This is a genomic window from Pseudomonas sp. B6002 (assembly GCF_013385985.1).
Lineage (GTDB): Bacteria > Pseudomonadota > Gammaproteobacteria > Pseudomonadales > Pseudomonadaceae > Aquipseudomonas.
This window is the reverse complement of record NZ_JACAOY010000001.1, coordinates 236,502-254,209: the sequence shown is the minus strand read 5'-3', so window position 1 is coordinate 254,209 and position 17,708 is coordinate 236,502. Positions and strand designations below refer to the sequence as shown.

At 61.0% G+C, this 17,708-nt stretch carries 11 protein-coding genes; 8 read left to right on the top strand and 3 right to left on the bottom strand.

Annotated elements, in window-relative coordinates; genetic code table 11:
* Nucleotides 1-171 precede the first annotated feature (171 nt).
* A complete protein-coding gene (locus HX792_RS01170; protein WP_176994408.1) occupies nt 172-2,244 on the bottom strand; it encodes a TerD family protein in 2,073 nt (690 codons plus the stop codon).
* 227 nt (nt 2,245-2,471) lie between these two features.
* The gene (gene treR / locus HX792_RS01165) at nt 2,472-3,176 is read right to left on the bottom strand and encodes a trehalose operon repressor (protein ID WP_176994407.1); all 705 of its coding nucleotides are present in this window, start codon (nt 3,174-3,176) and stop codon (nt 2,472-2,474) included.
* Between the two features lie 271 nt (nt 3,177-3,447).
* Here treR and treP point away from each other — a divergent pair, with 271 nt between their 5' ends.
* From treP to HX792_RS01140, 5 genes are all read left to right on the top strand, one after another.
* Complete coding sequence (treP, locus tag HX792_RS01160) at nt 3,448-4,890, top strand: PTS system trehalose-specific EIIBC component (protein WP_176994406.1); 1,443 nt, start codon at nt 3,448-3,450, stop codon at nt 4,888-4,890.
* A 117-nt stretch (nt 4,891-5,007) separates the two neighbouring features.
* Entirely contained in the window at nt 5,008-6,654 is a 1,647-nt protein-coding gene (gene treC / locus HX792_RS01155; protein WP_176994405.1) for an alpha,alpha-phosphotrehalase, read from the top strand.
* Nucleotides 6,655-6,786: 132 nt separating this feature from the next.
* Nucleotides 6,787-8,007, top strand: a complete 1,221-nt coding sequence (locus tag HX792_RS01150; RefSeq protein ID WP_176994404.1) for a carbohydrate porin — start codon at nt 6,787-6,789, stop codon at nt 8,005-8,007.
* Between the two features lie 163 nt (nt 8,008-8,170).
* Nucleotides 8,171-10,696, top strand: coding sequence for a phosphoenolpyruvate--protein phosphotransferase (gene ptsP / locus HX792_RS01145; protein ID WP_176994403.1), 2,526 nt, complete (start codon nt 8,171-8,173; stop codon nt 10,694-10,696).
* A gap of 2 nt (nt 10,697-10,698) precedes the next feature.
* Nucleotides 10,699-10,977 carry a PTS transporter subunit EIIB gene (locus tag HX792_RS01140; protein ID WP_176994402.1) on the top strand — a complete coding sequence of 93 codons (279 nt, stop codon included), beginning with the start codon at nt 10,699-10,701 and terminating at the stop codon, nt 10,975-10,977.
* Nucleotides 10,978-11,038: 61 nt separating this feature from the next.
* Here the strand turns inward: HX792_RS01140 and mltF are convergent, their stop codons facing one another.
* Nucleotides 11,039-12,499, bottom strand: coding sequence for a membrane-bound lytic murein transglycosylase MltF (gene mltF / locus HX792_RS01135; RefSeq protein ID WP_176994401.1), 1,461 nt, complete (start codon nt 12,497-12,499; stop codon nt 11,039-11,041).
* Between the two features lie 287 nt (nt 12,500-12,786).
* On the opposite strand from mltF, the gene purL reads away from it, so the two are divergent.
* The 3 genes from purL to HX792_RS01120 all read left to right on the top strand — a co-directional run bounded on the left by purL (nt 12,787) and on the right by HX792_RS01120 (nt 17,515).
* Nucleotides 12,787-16,683, top strand: coding sequence for a phosphoribosylformylglycinamidine synthase (gene purL, locus HX792_RS01130; protein ID WP_176994400.1), 3,897 nt, complete (start codon nt 12,787-12,789; stop codon nt 16,681-16,683).
* A gap of 4 nt (nt 16,684-16,687) precedes the next feature.
* Nucleotides 16,688-16,999 (top strand): NGG1p interacting factor NIF3, encoded by a 312-nt coding sequence (locus HX792_RS01125; RefSeq protein WP_176994399.1) that lies wholly within the window; start codon nt 16,688-16,690, stop codon nt 16,997-16,999.
* A 267-nt stretch (nt 17,000-17,266) separates the two neighbouring features.
* On the top strand, nt 17,267-17,515 hold the full coding sequence (locus HX792_RS01120) for a HigA family addiction module antitoxin (protein WP_176994416.1): 249 nt from the start codon (nt 17,267-17,269) through the stop codon (nt 17,513-17,515).
* The last annotated feature ends 193 nt before the right edge of the window (nt 17,516-17,708 follow it).

Genomic DNA, 17,708 nt, shown 5'->3' with positions numbered 1-17,708 from the left:
GAGCTGGCTTGCCAGCGATGAGACCCTCGAATGAGGTAGTGATCTCAAGCACGTCATCGCCGGCAAGCCGGCTCCTACAGTAGGTCTTGCGTTAGGTTTACCGGCGTACGGGAAGAAAGATTGGAGGCAAGAGCCGTCGTTTTCAACGAGCAGTAAAGGCTGGCGCAGGTATCAGAGAAACTGCGATCGAATCACATCCGTATCGAACGGCGTGATTCCTTGATCAGGTGCAAACACCACCTGTGCCTGCTGCAGTGAGGCTACTCGTTCTCCCCGTGCTCGAACGTGCAAGTCGAACAGTGTCTCCAAATCTGGCCGTGGCGTATGCACTAACGCTCGCAGCATCAAAGATACCCCGCTGAGGTTGTTGTCGACGTTGTTCCAGCGTGGCGATGAAGTGAGTCCCAGATCGGCCCAAATCATGCGTCGCTCCTGCAAGTCCATCACAAACGGCAGACAGATAACGGTGTCGGACGCGATATCGATACGGTCGAACACGGTTTTAGGCTCGAACGCTTCACCCGATGCCACGTCCGCACGGGCCATCCAGCCCGCGAAGCATTCTGGAAGATCGCAATACGGTTGCTGGGTGAAGGAGTTGATGGATGTGACGACATAGCGGACTCCCTTCTCGACGAGGATATCAAGGTCGAGGTCGATGAACTCCGATGCCCCTTCGGGCGCGTCCACGATATCGCCACTGTGATAGCCGCCGTAACCCTTGAGGTTGTAGTACGCAACCGCCTCTCTGAACACGAAGTTGGCGTCGAAAAATGCTGCGGATAAGTCGATGTCCGTGCGTGCACGGCCGTTCTTCCACCATAGGAACAGGCGAATGAAGCGTGTATCGGGGATTGGCAACCGGCTGCCGCGCACCAACGTGCGTAGCGATTTTGATGAGGCACGCTGTGCCAGCGGCACTCTGTACTCGCGTAATTCGGGATCGATGAAGCAGCGACCGAGTGGCGGCAGCGACGCAAAACGCTTTACGAGAGCCTCCTCGCAGATTCTGGCCGCACTCGCCAACACGTCCGGTGTTAGAGGCTCGCGCTGATCCTTGATGGCATAGACTTTGGCCAGTGCACCTTTCGGCGTGAACGCTCGCAGAGGGAGAGGGCGTGGCGAACGTACCTGGGCCAGCAGTTGCAGCAAAACAGGTGAGGACACGTGTGCCGCGACCGCCTCGAATGCATCGAGAACCGGCTCTGGTTCTGCCGCACGTCGCAGGGTCGCGTCTAGCCGGCGTGCAAATTCACCAGGTCGGCTCTGTAGTAAAGGGGTGAGCGTGACAATGTCTCGCTGGGCAAGCAGTGTTTCTACACGTGATCCAAATGATGCGGGCGCTTCGTTGCGACGTGCTGCCGTGATGGCGGCTAACGCTCGTGGGTATTTATCGGCGTAGTCGCCCGGGTGCAGCACTTCAGCCAGTCGTTTCCAGCGCTCAGTGTGGCGCATCACGTCTTCTACGGCGTTGGGTATGGCGTCGAGCAGTCGCAACAGCAGGCGGCGCATCGAGCGCTTCATCGCGGTGAAACGTGTCGATGCTGTTGCCAGCGACACGTCTCCACCATTCAGTGCTACCGCAAGTCGTAGCACGTCAGTCGCTGTTTCGACGTTTTGTTCCAGGAATAGATTCACTCGCGCATCACCGGCTACGTGCAGGAGAAGTGCGCTGCCCACCTGTGCACGGATCTCGCGGAACGGTATAGCCTCAGGCAGCAGGCGGAATACATCGCCTTTGTACTGCCGGATAAACCAGATCACGTCGGCGCTTTCCTCTTCGGAGAGCGAGCTGCGCGATGACACCAGCGGCGCGAACAATGATTCAAACTCAGAGACACTTCCCGGCTCGATCACGCGGGAGATGTAGTTGCCTTCAAGCATCGCCGGTCGAGCGTGTTCAGAGGGGGGGAGGCGCCAAAGCGTGAGGTAGTGAATGACGGCGTTAAGGTACAACTCCGCCTCTGAGGCAGCCAGCACCTGCTCTGGGAAGTCAGGATAAAGCGGCGAGTGATGCACATGAGCCCCTGTCTCCCGCCGAAGGACTCTGACAATTTCGCGCAGCCAGTACTTGAGCTCTGTCGCTGACAACCTGCCGATTTGTTCAATCAATGGCTCTGACAGTACGTATCGGAACGCCGCAACCTCCCGGACAGCCGACGCAACCTGAGCGCGTGTAGCTCCGCCAGTGCCCATCGGTACGTAAACTTTGCTACGGCGACGTAGAAACAGCTCCTGATTCATGCTTGATTTTTCCCTTTGTCGCCGTCGTGGACGAGTTGCAGCGTCGTTTTACAGCTGATGTAAAAACGCCTGCAAGCAGCAGGCGTAGTGTGGAGAGCGAAACCCCTAGGTCATAGGAGGTTAGAAGGAAGGTGTTCCATAGCCACGTGGGCATTCTACGTAGGGTTCTGTCTGTTTGTCAGGTAGCGCTGTGTGCCTCAACAGTAACAATCGATGTGCAGTCCGACTTACCGCCGCGCAATATCCGAAAAGTAAAACTTATCCAGCGTATGCCGCGACTCGGTGTACTCGAACTGCCGCCCATCCTGCAAAAACGTCTGGTTGCTCACCACGATCACATGGCTTTGTCCATCGAGGTCCAGGTGCGCCTGGTCGTCTTTGCTGCGGGGCAGGGCTTCGATGGTGCGTTGGGCGTAGCTGATCTGCAACTGCAAGGTCTGTTCGATAAACGCGTAGATCGACTGCTCGGCGATGTCGCGGTCCAGGCCGGGGATCAGGTCTGCGACGAAGTGGTTGATGTCGAGGATCACGCGTTTGCCGCCGATGCGCCGTACCCGTTTGATGCGGGTGATCAGGGTGCCGGGTTCGGCTTCGATGTGTTGCAGCAGTGAACCTTCCAGCGGGAACTGGGTAAATTCGACCACTTCGGTGCGTACGTCATCGCCCAGGTCGGCGTGGGTTTCGTGGAAGCTGACGATGCCGCCCAACTGGAATTCGATCGGGTTGGGTGACAGCACGAAGGTGCCTTTGCCGTGGATCTTTTGCGCAAACCCGCGCTCTTGCAACTGCTCGATGGCACGACGAACGGTGCCTCGGCTGGCCTGGTAGCTGTCCATCAATTCTGTTTCGGAGGGAAGGCGCGTGCCGCGTTGCAGGCGTTCGGTGGTGATGCTGGCAAGCAGATCCGTATAGATCTGGTTGTATTTGCTCATGGGGATGGCTCTGTGCCTTTGCGTTCAGGCAGGAACCATAGTGGCACGGGTGGGGTTTGTCCATTAGACCCACGGATATCAACGCCCTTGTAGGGGCCGGCTTGCCGGCGATGGGGGCCTCACGAACAGCATCGCCAGCAAGCCAGGGCCAACAATTTTCAACTCGTACAGACGAGTTGTTGCATTAACTCGTACAGACGAGTACTTTTGCCCTCGGCGTGCTGCCAATGACTGCCCCCCCCAATAAAAAAAACCAAAGTGGAAAACAAGCATGAGCCACGACTACCCAGCTATCGCCCGCGAGATTCTCGAGAACCTCGGGGGCAGCGACAACCTTGAGCAAGCTGCCCACTGCGTGACGCGCCTGCGCCTGGCGCTGAAGGACCCGAGCCGGGTCAACAGCGCCGCGTTGAACCAGGTTGATCTGGTCAAGGGTTCGTTTTTTACCGGCGGCCTGTTTCAAATCGTGATCGGCCCGGGCGAGGTAGAAAAGGTCTACGCCGCCCTGCGTGAAGCCACCGGCCTTGCGGTGTCGACCATCGCCGACGTCAAGCAGAAGGGCGCCGACAAGACCAACGCCATGCAGCGTCTGGTGCGCGTATTTTCCGATGTGTTCATGCCGATCCTGCCCGCGCTGATCATCGCCGGCCTGTTGATGGGCGTGAACAACCTGATGGGCGCCAAGGGCATGTTCATCGAAGGCAAGACACTGCTGGAGGCGTATCCGAACCTGGATGGCCTGTGGAGCCTGATCAACCTGATGGCCAACACCTCGTTCGTGTTCCTGCCGGCGCTGGTGGGCTGGTCGGCGGCCAAGCGTTTTGGCGGCAGTGAAATCCTCGGCATCGTGCTGGGCCTGATGCTGGTACACCCGGACCTGCTCAATGCCTGGAACTACGGCAAGGCCGTGGCGGGGCTGGACGGCCAGAGCCTGCCGTACTTCGACATCTTTGGCTGGTTCAAGATCGAGAAAGTGGGCTACCAGGGGCAGATCCTGCCGATCCTGATGGCCGCCTACGTGATGAGCGTTATCGAAAAATGGCTGCGGGCGCGGGTGCCGAATGCCATTCAATTGCTGGTGGTGCCCATCACCACCATCGTGGTGACCGGCGTGCTGGCCCTGGCGATCATCGGCCCGGTCACGCGTCACCTCGGCATCCTGATCACCGAAGGCGTGGTCACCCTGTTCGACCTAGCGCCAATGCTCGGCGGGGCGATTTTCGGCCTGCTGTACGCGCCGCTGGTGATCACCGGCATGCACCACATGTTCCTCGCGGTGGACCTGCAACTGATCTCCACCCAGGGCGGCACCTTTATCTGGCCGATGATCGTCATGTCCAACCTGGCCCAGGGCAGTGCCGCCCTCGGTGTGTTCTACATGACCCGCAACGCGCGGGACAAAAGCATGGCGTCCACCTCGGCGATTTCCGCGTACTTCGGCATCACGGAGCCGGCGATGTTCGGCGTGAACCTGCGCTTCAAGTTCCCGTTCTATGCCGCGCTGCTGGGCTCGGCGCTGGGCAGTATTTTCCTGTCGCTGAACAAGGTGCAGGCGTCGGCCATCGGCGTCGGTGGCTTGCCTGGATTCATCTCGATCATTCCGCAGTACATCCCAAGCTTTGTGATCGGGATGGTCATCGCGATGGTCGTGCCGTTCGTCCTGACCTGTGCGTTGAGCATGAAGATTGTTCGGCCGGGTTATCGGGTCGCCTGATCGACCGCTATCGCCGGTAAGCCGGCTCCTACAGAGGAGTGCGGTCAACCGTAGGAACCGGCTTGCCGGCGATGAGGCCCTCAAGGCCCGCACAAAATTCTACTGAAGGAACCCCCCATGCAAACCTGGCAACACTCGGTGATCTACCAGATCTACCCAAAAAGCTTCCACAGCCACGCGGGTAACGCCACCGGTGACCTGCTGGGGATCGTGGACAAACTTGATTACCTCCAATGGCTGGGCGTCGACTGCCTGTGGATCACCCCGTTCCTGCGCTCGCCGCAGCGTGACAACGGCTACGACATCAGCGACTACTACGCCATCGACCCCAGCTACGGCACCATGGCCGACTGTGAACTGCTGATCAGCGAAGCAGCCAAGCGCGGCATCAAGCTGATGCTCGACATCGTGGTCAACCACACCTCCATCGAGCACGAGTGGTTCCAGCAGGCGCGTAGCAGCCTCGATAACCCGTACCGCGACTTTTATATCTGGCGCGACCAGCCGAACAACTGGGAATCCAAGTTCGGCGGCTCGGCCTGGGAATACGAAGCGCAAACCGGCCAGTACTTCCTGCACCTGTTCGACCACACCCAGGCCGACCTGAATTGGGACAACCCCAAGGTGCGTGCCGAGGTGTTCAAGCTGATGCGCTTCTGGCGCGACAAGGGCGTGGGTGGCTTCCGCCTGGACGTGATCAACCTGATCTCCAAACCCGCCGATTTCCCGGAAGACAACACCGACGGCCGCCGCTTCTACACCGACGGTCCGAACGTGCACGAGTACCTGCAGGAAATGCACCGCGAAGTCTTCGAAGGGCACGACCTGATCAACGTTGGTGAGATGTCATCCACCAGCCTTGAACATTGCATCCGCTACTCGCGGCCGGAATCGAAAGAGCTGTCGATGACCTTCAACTTTCATCACCTGAAAGTCGATTACCCGAACCTGCAGAAGTGGGTGAAGGCCGACTTCGATTTCCTGCAACTCAAGCAGATATTTTCCAACTGGCAGTTGGGCATGCAGGCCGGTGGCGGCTGGAACGCATTGTTCTGGTGTAACCACGACCAGCCACGGGTGGTCTCGCGGTTTGGTGACGACGGTGAACACCGTGTGGTCTCGGCCAAGATGCTCGGCACCGCGCTGCACTTCCTCCAGGGCACACCGTACGTGTACCAGGGCGAAGAGCTGGGCATGACCAACCCGGGCTTCGACAGCATCGCGCAGTACCGCGATGTGGAGACGCTCAACATCTTCCGTCTCAAGCGTGATGCGGGCGAGCCCGAAGCGTCGAGCATGGCGGCGATCAAACAGAAATCGCGGGACAACAGCCGCACACCGATGCAGTGGAACACCCAGGCCAACGCGGGTTTCAGCCGTAGCGAACCGTGGATCGGCATCCCGGCCAACGCGGCGCAGATCAACGTCGAAAGCCAGCGGGGTGACCCGGATTCAGTGCTGCATCACTACCGCGCACTGATTGCCTTGCGCCGCCATGAACCGCTGATCCAGGAAGGTGTTTACCGCGAGCTGCTGCAAGACCACCTGCAAGTCTGGGCCTACCTGCGCGAAGGCCACGGTGAGCGCTTGCTGGTGCTGAACAACTTCTACGGCACGCCTTGTGAAATCCAGCTGCCGGACAACGTGATCAACCCGGCCGCCGAGCAACGCCTTCTGATCAGCAACTACCCCGACTGCCCGCAGCGCAACGCCACGATCACGTTGCGCCCTTACGAATCCTTCGTCCTGCACCTCAAGGACTGAAACACCGCTACCCCCTGTAGGAGCCGGCTTGCCGGCGATAGCGTCAGTTGAATCGCCATCGCCGGCAAGCCGGCTCCTACAAGGGGGGCGTGCACCACGCAATAACAATAAGAAAAACATTAGGAGTGCTTCATGAAAACAACAATAAAGCTGGGCCTCGTTGCATCTTGTCTGAGCCTGCCACTGGGCGCTCAGGCCCTGGAATTTGCCGGTTACCTGCGCAGCGGCGCGGGTACCTCAACGGGCAGTGGCAAGCAGCAATGCTTCCAGTTGCCGGGGGCGCAATCCAAGTACCGTCTGGGCAACGAATGCGAACAGTATGCCGAGCTGGAACTGCGTCAGGACCTGCTGACCCTCGACGATGGCTCGGTGCTGAGCGTCGACGCCATGGCGTCCCTCTACAACAAATACGACCGTGCCCTTAAATTCCAGGGCGACGACAACGGCTCGGCGCGCATGCCGCAGATGTATGCGCAGTGGTCCAACCTGCCCAGCCTCAATGGCGGCTCGGTGTGGGCCGGTCGGCGTTACTACAAACGTAATGACATCCATATCTCCGACTTCTACTACTGGAACCAGAGCGCCACGGGCGGCGGTATCGAGGACGTACTCATCGGCGACCTCAAATACAGTTACGCCATCTCCCGCAAGGACAACCTGTACCAGAAGGAATACGCCACCCGTCACGACTTCAACGTGGCGGGCTTCAAGACCAATCCCGGCGGTGAGCTGGAGTTCGGCTTGAGCTACATCGAAAAAGCCGGTGGCCGCGACACCAACAGCGGTTGGGCGATCACGGCGCAGCATGTGCAAAAACCTTTCCTGGGCGGCAAGAACAAATTCGCCCTGCAATACGGCGAAGGCCCTGGTACCGGCCTGGGCTACACCGGCGACACCACCCTGGACAACAGCAGCAAAAGCTACCGCGCCGTGGAGTTCTTCGACTGGCAGGTGACGCCGCGCTTTGGCGGGCAGATCGAGGCGGTGTACCAGAAAGACATTCGCCCAGGCAGCCAGGACCAGACGTGGATGTCCATCGGGGTGCGCCCTGCGTATGCCATCAGCGAACAGTTCAAGCTCGTCACTGAACTCGGGCACGATCAAGTCGACGCTACCGGCGGCACGCGCAAACTGAGCAAATTTACCTTCGCCCCGACCTGGTCGCCCAAAGGCCCGGATTTCTGGGCGCGGCCGGAAGTGCGTTTGTACTACACCTATGCAACGTGGAACGAAGCGGCCAAGCGTGCGGCGAATGAATTGGCGGCAGGCTCGGCGTTGTCCGACACCGGCTCCTACGGCACGGCGCGGCATGGCTCCAACTTTGGTGTGCAAGTCGAATATTGGTGGAAATAAGAATGTGGGTGTACGCGGACTAATGTGGGAGCTGGCTTGCCTGCGATGCAGGCGACTCGGTTTTTCATCAGGACCGAGGTGATGCCATCGCAGGCAAGCCAGCTCCCACATTGGATCGTTGTTCGCCCTATGATTTTTACAGAACAAAACAGCAGGTGAAGTCATGACCGCAACGCAACCCCTGGAACTGCTGGCGCCCTTGTCCGGTGTGCTGCTGGCGCTGGACACGGTGCCCGATCCGGTGTTTTCCAGCCGCCTGATCGGCGATGGCCTGTGCATCGACCCCACGTCGCAGACGCTGTGCGCGCCGCTGGCCGGGGTGATCAGCAATATCCAGGACAGTGGTCATGCGGTCAGCGTTACCGATGACAATGGCGTACAGGTCCTGATGCACATCGGCCTGGACACCGTGAACCTGGCCGGCCAGGGCTTCACCCGGCTGGTGCAGGAAGGCCAGCGGGTGGAGGTTGGCCAACCGCTGATCGAGTTCGATGCCGACTATGTGGCGCTCAATGCCCGCAGCCTGTTGACCCTGGTGCTGGTGGTCAGCGGCGAGCCGTTCACGGTCTTGGCCGACGGTCTCGTGGAGGCGGGTCAGCCGTTGCTGCAGTTATCCACAGGTGAGGCCGCTGAAACGGCGGATGAGGAGGAGGGTGAGGCACTGTTCTCCAAGCCACTGACGTTGCCCAATGCCAACGGCTTGCACGCGCGGCCTGCGGCGGTGTTTGCTCAGGCGGCCAAAGGCTTCAACGCGAGTATTTACCTGCACAAGCAAACCCAGAGTGCCAACGCGAAATCCCTGGTGGCGATCATGGCGCTGCAAACCGCGCACGGCGACACCTTGCAGGTGAGCGCGGCGGGTGAGGAGGCCGAGGCGGCGATCAAGGCGCTGGTCACCTTGCTGGCCGAAGGCTGCGGCGAAACGGTCGCAGCACTGGCAGAGAGGGTTGAAGCGGTTGCACCGGAGTCGTCGGCAACCTTGCTGCGCGGTGTCTGTGCTTCGCCGGGTTCGGCTTTTGGCCAGGTGGTTCAGGTGACAGAACCTGAGCTTGCGATCACTGAGCAGGGCGCCGGTGAAACCGCCGAACGCGCTGCGCTGCAGCGTGGGTTGCTGGCGGCAAACGAGGCGTTGCAAGCCCTGCAAACCAAGGCCGCCGGCAGCGCCCAGGCCGAGATCTTCCGCGCCCATCAGGAACTGCTCGAAGACCCGACCTTGCTTGAACATGCCCACGGCCTGCTGGCCGAAGGCAAAAGCGCTGCGTTTGCCTGGAGCAGCGCCACGGTCGCCACCGCCAAGCAGTTCACGCAATTAGGTAATGCACTACTCGCCGAACGTGCGGCAGACTTGGCCGATGTGGGCCAGCGTGTGTTGAAGTTGATCCTCGGTATCCAGGACAGCGTTTGGGATTTGCCGGAACGCGCGATCCTGATCGCCGAGCAACTGACGCCATCACAAACGGCGAGCCTGGACACGCGCAAGGTGCTGGGTTTTGTCACCGTCGGCGGTGGTGCGACCAGCCACGTCGCGATTCTCGCCCGTGCGCTTGGGCTGCCGGCCATCTGTGGTGTTTCGCCCCAGGTGCTGGCGTTGGCCAATGGGAAGCAGGTACTGCTGGACGCCGACAAAGGCGAACTGCACCTGGACCCGGACCTGACCGAAATCGAGAGGCTTGAAGCCGCACGCCAACAGCAGACGTTGCGCCGTCAGCGGGACGTGGCCCAGGCATCCTTGCCCGCCACGACCCGCGACGGTCATCACGTTGAAGTCACGGCCAACGTCGCTTCGTTGCAAGAGGTGGAACAGTCCCTGACCCTCGGCGGCGAAGGCGTCGGCCTGCTGCGTTCGGAGTTCCTCTACCTGGACCGCAATCGTGCGCCAAGCCCCGAGGAGCAGGCTGGTACCTACACCGCCATCGCCCGTGCCTTGGGCTCCGAGCGCAACCTGGTGGTACGCACCCTGGACGTGGGCGGCGACAAGCCATTGGCCTATGTGCCCATGGAGGCCGAAACCAACCCATTCCTCGGGCTACGCGGCATTCGCCTGTGCCTGGAGCGCCCTGAACTGCTGCGCGAACAGTTCCGCGCGATCCTCGCCAGCGCCGGTTTTGCGCGGCTGCACATCATGCTGCCGATGGTCAGCCTGCTGTCGGAGCTGCACCTGGCGCGCAAGATCCTGGAAGAAGAGGCGGCAGCCCTCGGGCTCAGCGAGTTGCCGAAGCTGGGCATCATGATCGAGGTGCCATCCGCCGCGCTGATGGCCGATGTGTTCGCTCCCCATGTGGACTTCTTCTCCATCGGCACCAACGACCTCACCCAATACACCCTGGCCATGGACCGCGATCACCCGCGCCTGGCCAGCCAGGCTGACAGCTTTCACCCTGCGGTGCTGCGCCTGATCGCCACCACCGTCAAGGCTGCCCATGCCCATGGCAAGTGGGTGGGCGTGTGCGGCGCGTTGGCGTCCGAGGCCTTGGCGGTGCCGGTGTTGATCGGGCTGGGGGTGGATGAGCTGTCGGTCAGCGTGCCGCTGATCCCGACCATCAAGGCTACCGTGCGTGAGCTGGATCTGGCCGACTGCCAGATCATCGCCCGCCAGATCCTGGGCCTGGAAGAGGCCGCCCAAGTACGTGAAGCCTTGAGCCAATACCACGCGGCCACCGTTGAATCCTCACCTGTTTTGGAGCACTGAGCATGTTCGAGAAATTGCAGCGAGCGTTTTGGAAAGCACTGACGCCGGATCTGATAGCCGAGACGGTCGCCGCCCCGGTGCAGAATGAGTTGTCGGCAGGGGTGCTGAATGCGCTGGGTGGTGCGGATAATCTTAAGTCGCAGCAGCGCGTGGCGCTGACGCGGGTGAGGGTGCAGTTGCAGGATGCGGGGCGGTTGGATGAACAGGCATTGAAGGCAGCCGGTGTGCCGGGCGTGATGGTGTTGGCAGGCGGCGTCGTCCACCTGATCACAGGTCTATAAGGCGACGCGGACAAAATGTGGGAGCGGGCTTGCCCGCTCCCACATGGGTTCTGCAGTGTTCTTACAGCTGCGGGTTATCTTCCGGCGGCTTGGTCTTGTCGATGCCCGGCACATGCAGGTTGCCTTCCACCACCTGGTTGCCTTCCAGCTGCGGCTGGGTCACCCAGGTGAGGATGTCGTAGTAACGCCGGATGTTCGCCACAAAGTGCACCGGTTCACCACCCCGCGCGTAGCCGTAGCGGGTCTTGCTGTACCACTGCTTCTGCGACAGGCGTGGCAGCATCTTCTTCACGTCCAGCCACTTGTTCGGGTTCAAGCCTTCGCGCTTGGCCAGGGTGCGGGCGTCGTCAAGGTGGCCGGTGCCGACGTTGTAGGCGGCGAGGGCGAACCAGGTACGATCCGGCTCGGCAATGCTGTCGTCCAGTTCGTCCTTGATCTTGGCCAGGTACTTGGCGCCCCCCATGATGCTTTGCTTGGCATCCAGGCGGTTGGACACGCCCATCGCCTGGGCGGTGTTCTGGGTCAGCATCATCAGGCCGCGCACGCCGGTCTTGGAGGTGACGGCTGGTTGCCACAGCGATTCCTGATAGCCGATGGCCGCCAATAACCGCCAGTCGACCTTCTCTTCCTTGGCGTAAGCCCGAAAGTGCTTCTCGTACTTGGGCAGGCGCTGCTGCAAATGCTGGGCGAAGGTGTAGGCGCCGACATACCCGAGTACATCGACATGCCCGTAGTAGCGGTCTTTGAGACGCTGAAGGGTGCCGTTCTTCTCGACCTTGTCCAGGTAGCTGTTGATCTCGTTGAGCAGGCTGTTGTCTTCACCTGCCGCCACGGCCCAGCTCTGGTTGCTGGCATTGCCGAGGTCGAAGGCCACGCGTACGTTGGGGAAGTACACCTGGTTCATCGCCACTTCGTTGGAGTCCACCAGGGTCAGGTCGATCTGGCCCTCGTCCACCATGCGCAGCAGGTCGACCACTTCAACGGCGTCGGATTCTTCGTATTCAATCGCAGGATTCTGCTTTTTAAGCTCCGCCAGTTGCTCGGCGTGGGTGCTGCCCTTGAGCACCATGATCTTCTTGCCCACCAGATCTGCCGCGTTGGTCGGGCGGGACTGGCCGTTGCGGTAGATGATCTGCGGGGTCACTTCCAGGTAAGGATGGGAGAAGCGCACCTGTTGCTGGCGCTGCTCGCTGCTGACCAGGCCTGCGGCTGCCAGTACCGGGCCGTTGGGCTTGCCCAGCTGGCCGAACAGGTCATCAAGGTTGTCGGCGGTCTCGATCTCCAGCTTGACCCCCAGGTCATCGGCAAAACGCTTGACCAGTTCGTATTCGAAACCGGTTTCACCGTTGCGATCCTGGAAATAAGTGGCCGGACTGTTGCGGGTTACCACGCGCAATACGCCATCCTCCTTGATTCGCTCGAGCGTGCTGGGTTTATCAACACAGGCGCTGAGCAACAGGAAGAGTCCGGTGGCGAAGAGCCATTTGGCGCATCGCGGGCGCAAAGCAGTAGGGGAGAACATCTGCGCAGTATACGCAAACGGCCCACGGCGCCATATCTCGACAGCGTGGGACTTGTCTGCTAGCCACCGCAAAAGCGTGCTGCAGCCCGCAGAAATGGGGCTTGGCGGGCAATTGTGACGGTTAAAATAACTGCGCGGAATGTCCGGGATAACGCCCCGATACCGTGCAATCCGTGCCAACTGACGCCCGGCAGCGGCCAGCGGTGCCGTTTCGGGTGCCGTTGGCGATGGTTTACGCTAGAATGCACGGCCTCAAAGCACACCCCCTTCCCGAGGCTGTCCCGAAGATGTTGATCCTGCGCGGCGCTCCTGCCCTTTCTGCCTTTCGCCACAGCAAACTCCTTGAGCAACTGAGCCAGAAGGTTCCAGCTGTTACAGGCCTGTACGCTGAATTTGCTCACTTCGCCGACGTTACCGGCGTATTGACCGCCGACGAACAGCAAGTGCTGGCACGCCTTCTGAAGTACGGCCCAAGCGTTCCCGTTCAAGAGCCGACTGGCCGCTTGTTCCTGGTTCTGCCACGGTTCGGCACCATCTCGCCCTGGTCGAGCAAGGCCAGCGACATCGCCCGCAACTGCGGCCTGGAAAAAATCCAGCGCCTGGAGCGGGGTATCGCCTTCTACGTCGCCGGCCAGTTCAGCGACGCCGAAGCCGAGCTGGTCGCCAGCAGCCTGCACGACCGCATGACCCAGATCATCGTCAGCCAGCTGGAACAGGCTGCCGGCCTGTTCAGCCACGCCGAGCCTAAACCGCTGACCGCGATTGATGTGCTCGGCGGTGGCCGCGCCGCCCTCGAGAAGGCCAACACCGAACTCGGCCTGGCCCTGGCCGAAGACGAGATCGACTACCTGGTCAACGCTTTCAATGGCTTGAAGCGCAACCCGCACGACATCGAACTGATGATGTTCGCCCAGGCCAACTCCGAGCACTGCCGTCACAAGATCTTCAACGCCAGTTGGGATATCGACGGCGAAAGCCAGGAAAAAAGCCTGTTCGGCATGATCAAGAACACCTACGTGATGCACAGCGAAGGTGTTCTGTCGGCTTATAAGGACAACGCCTCGGTGATCGTCGGCTCCGTCGCCGGCCGTTTCTTCCCGGACCCGGAAACCCGCCAGTACGGCGCGGTGCAGGAACCGGTGCACATCCTGATGAAGGTTGAAACCCACAACCACCCGACCGCGATTGCCCCGTTCCCGGGCGCCGCCACCGGTTCGGGCGGCGAAATCCGTGACGAAGGTGCCACCGGCCGTGGTGCCAAGCCAAAGGCGGGCCTCACCGGTTTCACCGTGTCCAACCTGCAGATCCCGGGCTTCGAGCAGCCGTGGGAAGTGCCGTACGGCAAGCCTGAGCGCATCGTTACTGCACTGGACATCATGATTGAAGGCCCGCTGGGCGGCGCCGCATTCAACAACGAATTCGGCCGTCCTGCGCTGACGGGCTACTTCCGTACCTTCGAACAGTCCATCACCACCCCGCGTGGCGATGAAGTGCGCGGCTACCACAAGCCGATCATGCTGGCTGGCGGCATGGGCAACATCCGTGAAGAACACGTCAAGAAAGGCGAGATCCTGGTCGGCTCCAAGCTGATCGTGCTCGGCGGCCCGGCGATGTTGATCGGCCTGGGCGGCGGCGCGGCTTCCTCCATGGCCACCGGCACCAGCTCGGCAGACCTGGACTTCGCTTCCGTACAGCGCGAAAACCCGGAGATGGAACGTCGCTGCCAGGAAGTCATCGACCGTTGCTGGCAGTTGGGTGACAAAAACCCGATCAGCTTCATCCACGACGTCGGCGCGGGCGGTCTGTCCAACGCCTTCCCGGAACTGGTCAACGACGGCGACCGTGGTGGCCGTTTCGAACTGCGCAACATTCCAAACGACGAGCCGGGCATGGCCCCGCACGAAATCTGGAGCAACGAATCCCAGGAACGCTACGTGCTGGCCGTCGGCCCTGAAGACTTCGCGCGCTTCCAGGCCATCTGCGAACGCGAGCGCTGCCCGTTTGCCGTGGTCGGCGAAGCCACTGCCGAGCCACAGTTGACCGTGACTGACAGCCACTTCGGCAACAGCCCGGTGGACATGCCGCTCGAAGTGCTGCTGGGCAAAGCCCCGCGCATGCACCGTTCGGCCGTGCGTGAAGCCGAGCTGGGCGATGACTTCGACCCAAGCACACTGGAACTGGCCGACAGCATCGAACGCGTGCTGCACCACCCGGCCGTGGCGAGCAAAAGCTTCCTGATCACCATCGGCGACCGCACCATCACTGGCCTGGTGGCCCGTGACCAAATGGTGGGCCCATGGCAAGTGCCGGTGGCCGACGTTGCCGTCACCGCCACCAGCTTCGACGTCTATACCGGTGAAGCCATGGCCATGGGCGAGCGTACCCCGCTGGCCTTGCTGGACGCCCCGGCGTCGGGCCGCATGGCCATTGGTGAAACCCTCACCAACATCGCGGCGTCGCGCATCGGCAAGCTGTCCGACATCAAGTTGTCGGCCAACTGGATGTCCGCTGCTGGCCATCCGGGTGAAGACGCCCGCCTGTACGACACCGTTAAAGCGGTCGGCATGGAGCTGTGCCCTGAGCTGGGCCTGACCATTCCGGTGGGCAAGGACTCCATGTCCATGGCCACGCGCTGGAACGAAGACGGTTCGGACAAGAGCGTCACTTCGCCGCTGTCGCTGATCGTCACCGGTTTTGCGCCGGTCACCGACATCCGTCAGACCCTGACCCCGCAACTGCGCATGGACAAGGGCACCACCGACCTGATCCTGATTGACCTGGGCCGTGGCCAGAACCGCATGGGCGCCTCGATCCTGGCGCAGACCCATGGCAAGTTGGGCAAGCAGGCACCGGACGTCGATGACGCCGAAGACCTCAAAGCCTTCTTCGCGGTGATCCAGGGCCTCAACGCCGACGGCCACCTGTTGGCTTACCACGACCGTTCCGATGGCGGCTTGCTGACCAGCGTCGTGGAAATGGCCTTCGCCGGTCACTGCGGCCTGAACATCGTGCTCGACAGCGTTGCCGAGGATGCATCCGAAATCAACGGCATCCTGTTCAACGAAGAGTTGGGCGCGGTGATCCAGGTTCGCCAGGACGCAACGCCAGACGTACTCGCACAATTCAGCGCCGCTGGCCTGGGCGACTGCGTGGCGGTGATCGGCCAGCCGATCAACAACGGCCAGATCGACATCGTCTTCAACGGCGACACCGTGTTCGAAGGTCAGCGCCGCCTGCTGCAACGCCAGTGGGCTGAAACCAGCTACCAGATCCAACGCCTGCGTGATAACGCCGACTGCGCCGAGCAGGAATTCGACGTAATCCTGGAAGAAGACAACCCGGGCCTGAGCACCAAGCTCAGCTTCGACGTCAACCAGGACATTGCCGCGCCTTACATAAAGAAAGGCATCCGCCCACAAGTTGCCGTGCTGCGTGAGCAGGGCGTCAACGGCCAGGTGGAAATGGCGGCCGCGTTCGACCGCGCCGGTTTCAATGCGATCGACGTGCACATGAGCGACATCCTCGCCGGTCGCGTTGACCTCAACGAATTCAAAGGCCTGGTGGCCTGCGGTGGTTTCTCCTACGGCGACGTGCTGGGTGCCGGTGAAGGCTGGGCCAAATCGGCCTTGTTCAACAGCCGTGCCCGCGACGCGTTCCAAGGGTTCTTCGAGCGCAACGACAGCTTCACCTTGGGTGTGTGCAACGGTTGCCAGATGATGTCCAACCTCAGCGAACTGATCCCGGGCAGCGAGTTCTGGCCGCACTTTGTGCGCAACCGTTCCGAGCAGTTCGAGGCCCGTGTCGCCATGGTGCAGGTGCAGGAGTCCAACTCGATCTTCCTGCAAGGTATGGCCGGTTCGCGCATGCCAATCGCCATCGCCCACGGTGAAGGCCATGCCGAGTTCGCCAGCGAAGAAGCGTTGCTGGAAGCCGACCTGTCCGGTTGCGTGGCCATGCGTTTCGTCGACAACCACGGCAAAGTCACCGAGACCTACCCGGCCAACCCGAACGGCTCGCCGCGCGGGATCACTGGCCTTACCAGCCGCGACGGCCGCGTGACCATCATGATGCCGCACCCGGAGCGCGTGTTCCGCGCCGTGCAGAACTCGTGGCGCCCGGAAGAGTGGAACGAAGACGGCGCGTGGATGCGCATGTTCCGCAACGCTCGCGTGTGGGTGAACTAAGACGGTGTACAAGCTCGCCTTCTTTGTGCCCGCAAGCCACGTGGAGACGGTGAAAACCGCCGTCTTCGCAGCCGGCGGCGGGCGCATCGGCAACTACGACAGCTGCGCCTGGCAAGTGCTGGGCCAGGGCCAATTCCGCGCGATGGATGGCAGCCAGCCGTTTCTCGGGCAGATTGGCCAGGTTGAAGTGGTTGAGGAATGGAAGGTTGAGCTGGTGGTGGCGGATGAGTTGATCGTGGCTGTCGTGGCGGCGCTCAAACTGAGCCACCCGTACGAGACACCGGCGTATGAGGTGTGGCAGTTGGCGGATTTTTGATTCGCACGCTGCAAAAAAAGAAACCCGCTGGGCCAGTTTGGCCGGCGGGTTTTTTGTTGGCTGTGAAATCCCATCGCCGGCAAGCCGGCTCCTACAGTTGATCACGTTTTCCTGTAGGAGCCGGCTTGCCGGCGATGGCGTCCGTACAGGCGCCTCAGACCTTTCCGATAAACCTTTCAGGTTGTCCCTCGGAACCTGCCTTCCTAGCCTTCCCACTTCGAACTCTCTCGGCGGTGGAATGATATGAATCTGACATCCAGAACCGATATGGATATGCACAATCCTCCTCACCCAGGGGAAATATTGCTGGAGGACGTTATTCCTGGTCTCGGTATGACAATCACCGAAGTGGCGCGGCGTTTGGGTTTTGCCAGGGAGACGTTTTCAAGAGTTCTCCACGGGCATGCGCCGGTCAGCCCTGATCTGGCCGTACGGCTTGAGCGTGCTGGCATCAGCAAAGCCCGGATGTGGCTCTCCATGCAGAGCAGCTATGACCTTTGGCAGGCAGAGCATTGAGAGCAGCCTGTGATTGAGCGGTTTGCTCGGGTTGAGTAAATGCGATTAAAGCGCCCGGCTTAGGCCGGGTTTTTTGTTGTCTGCGATATCTCCAAGTCTCGGAGATTTCCAACGAGCCTTTCAGGTTGTCCCTAGGAACTGGCGTCACTAGTCTTCCCGGGTCGCCATCCATGTGGTGACCGGGACTGCAAGC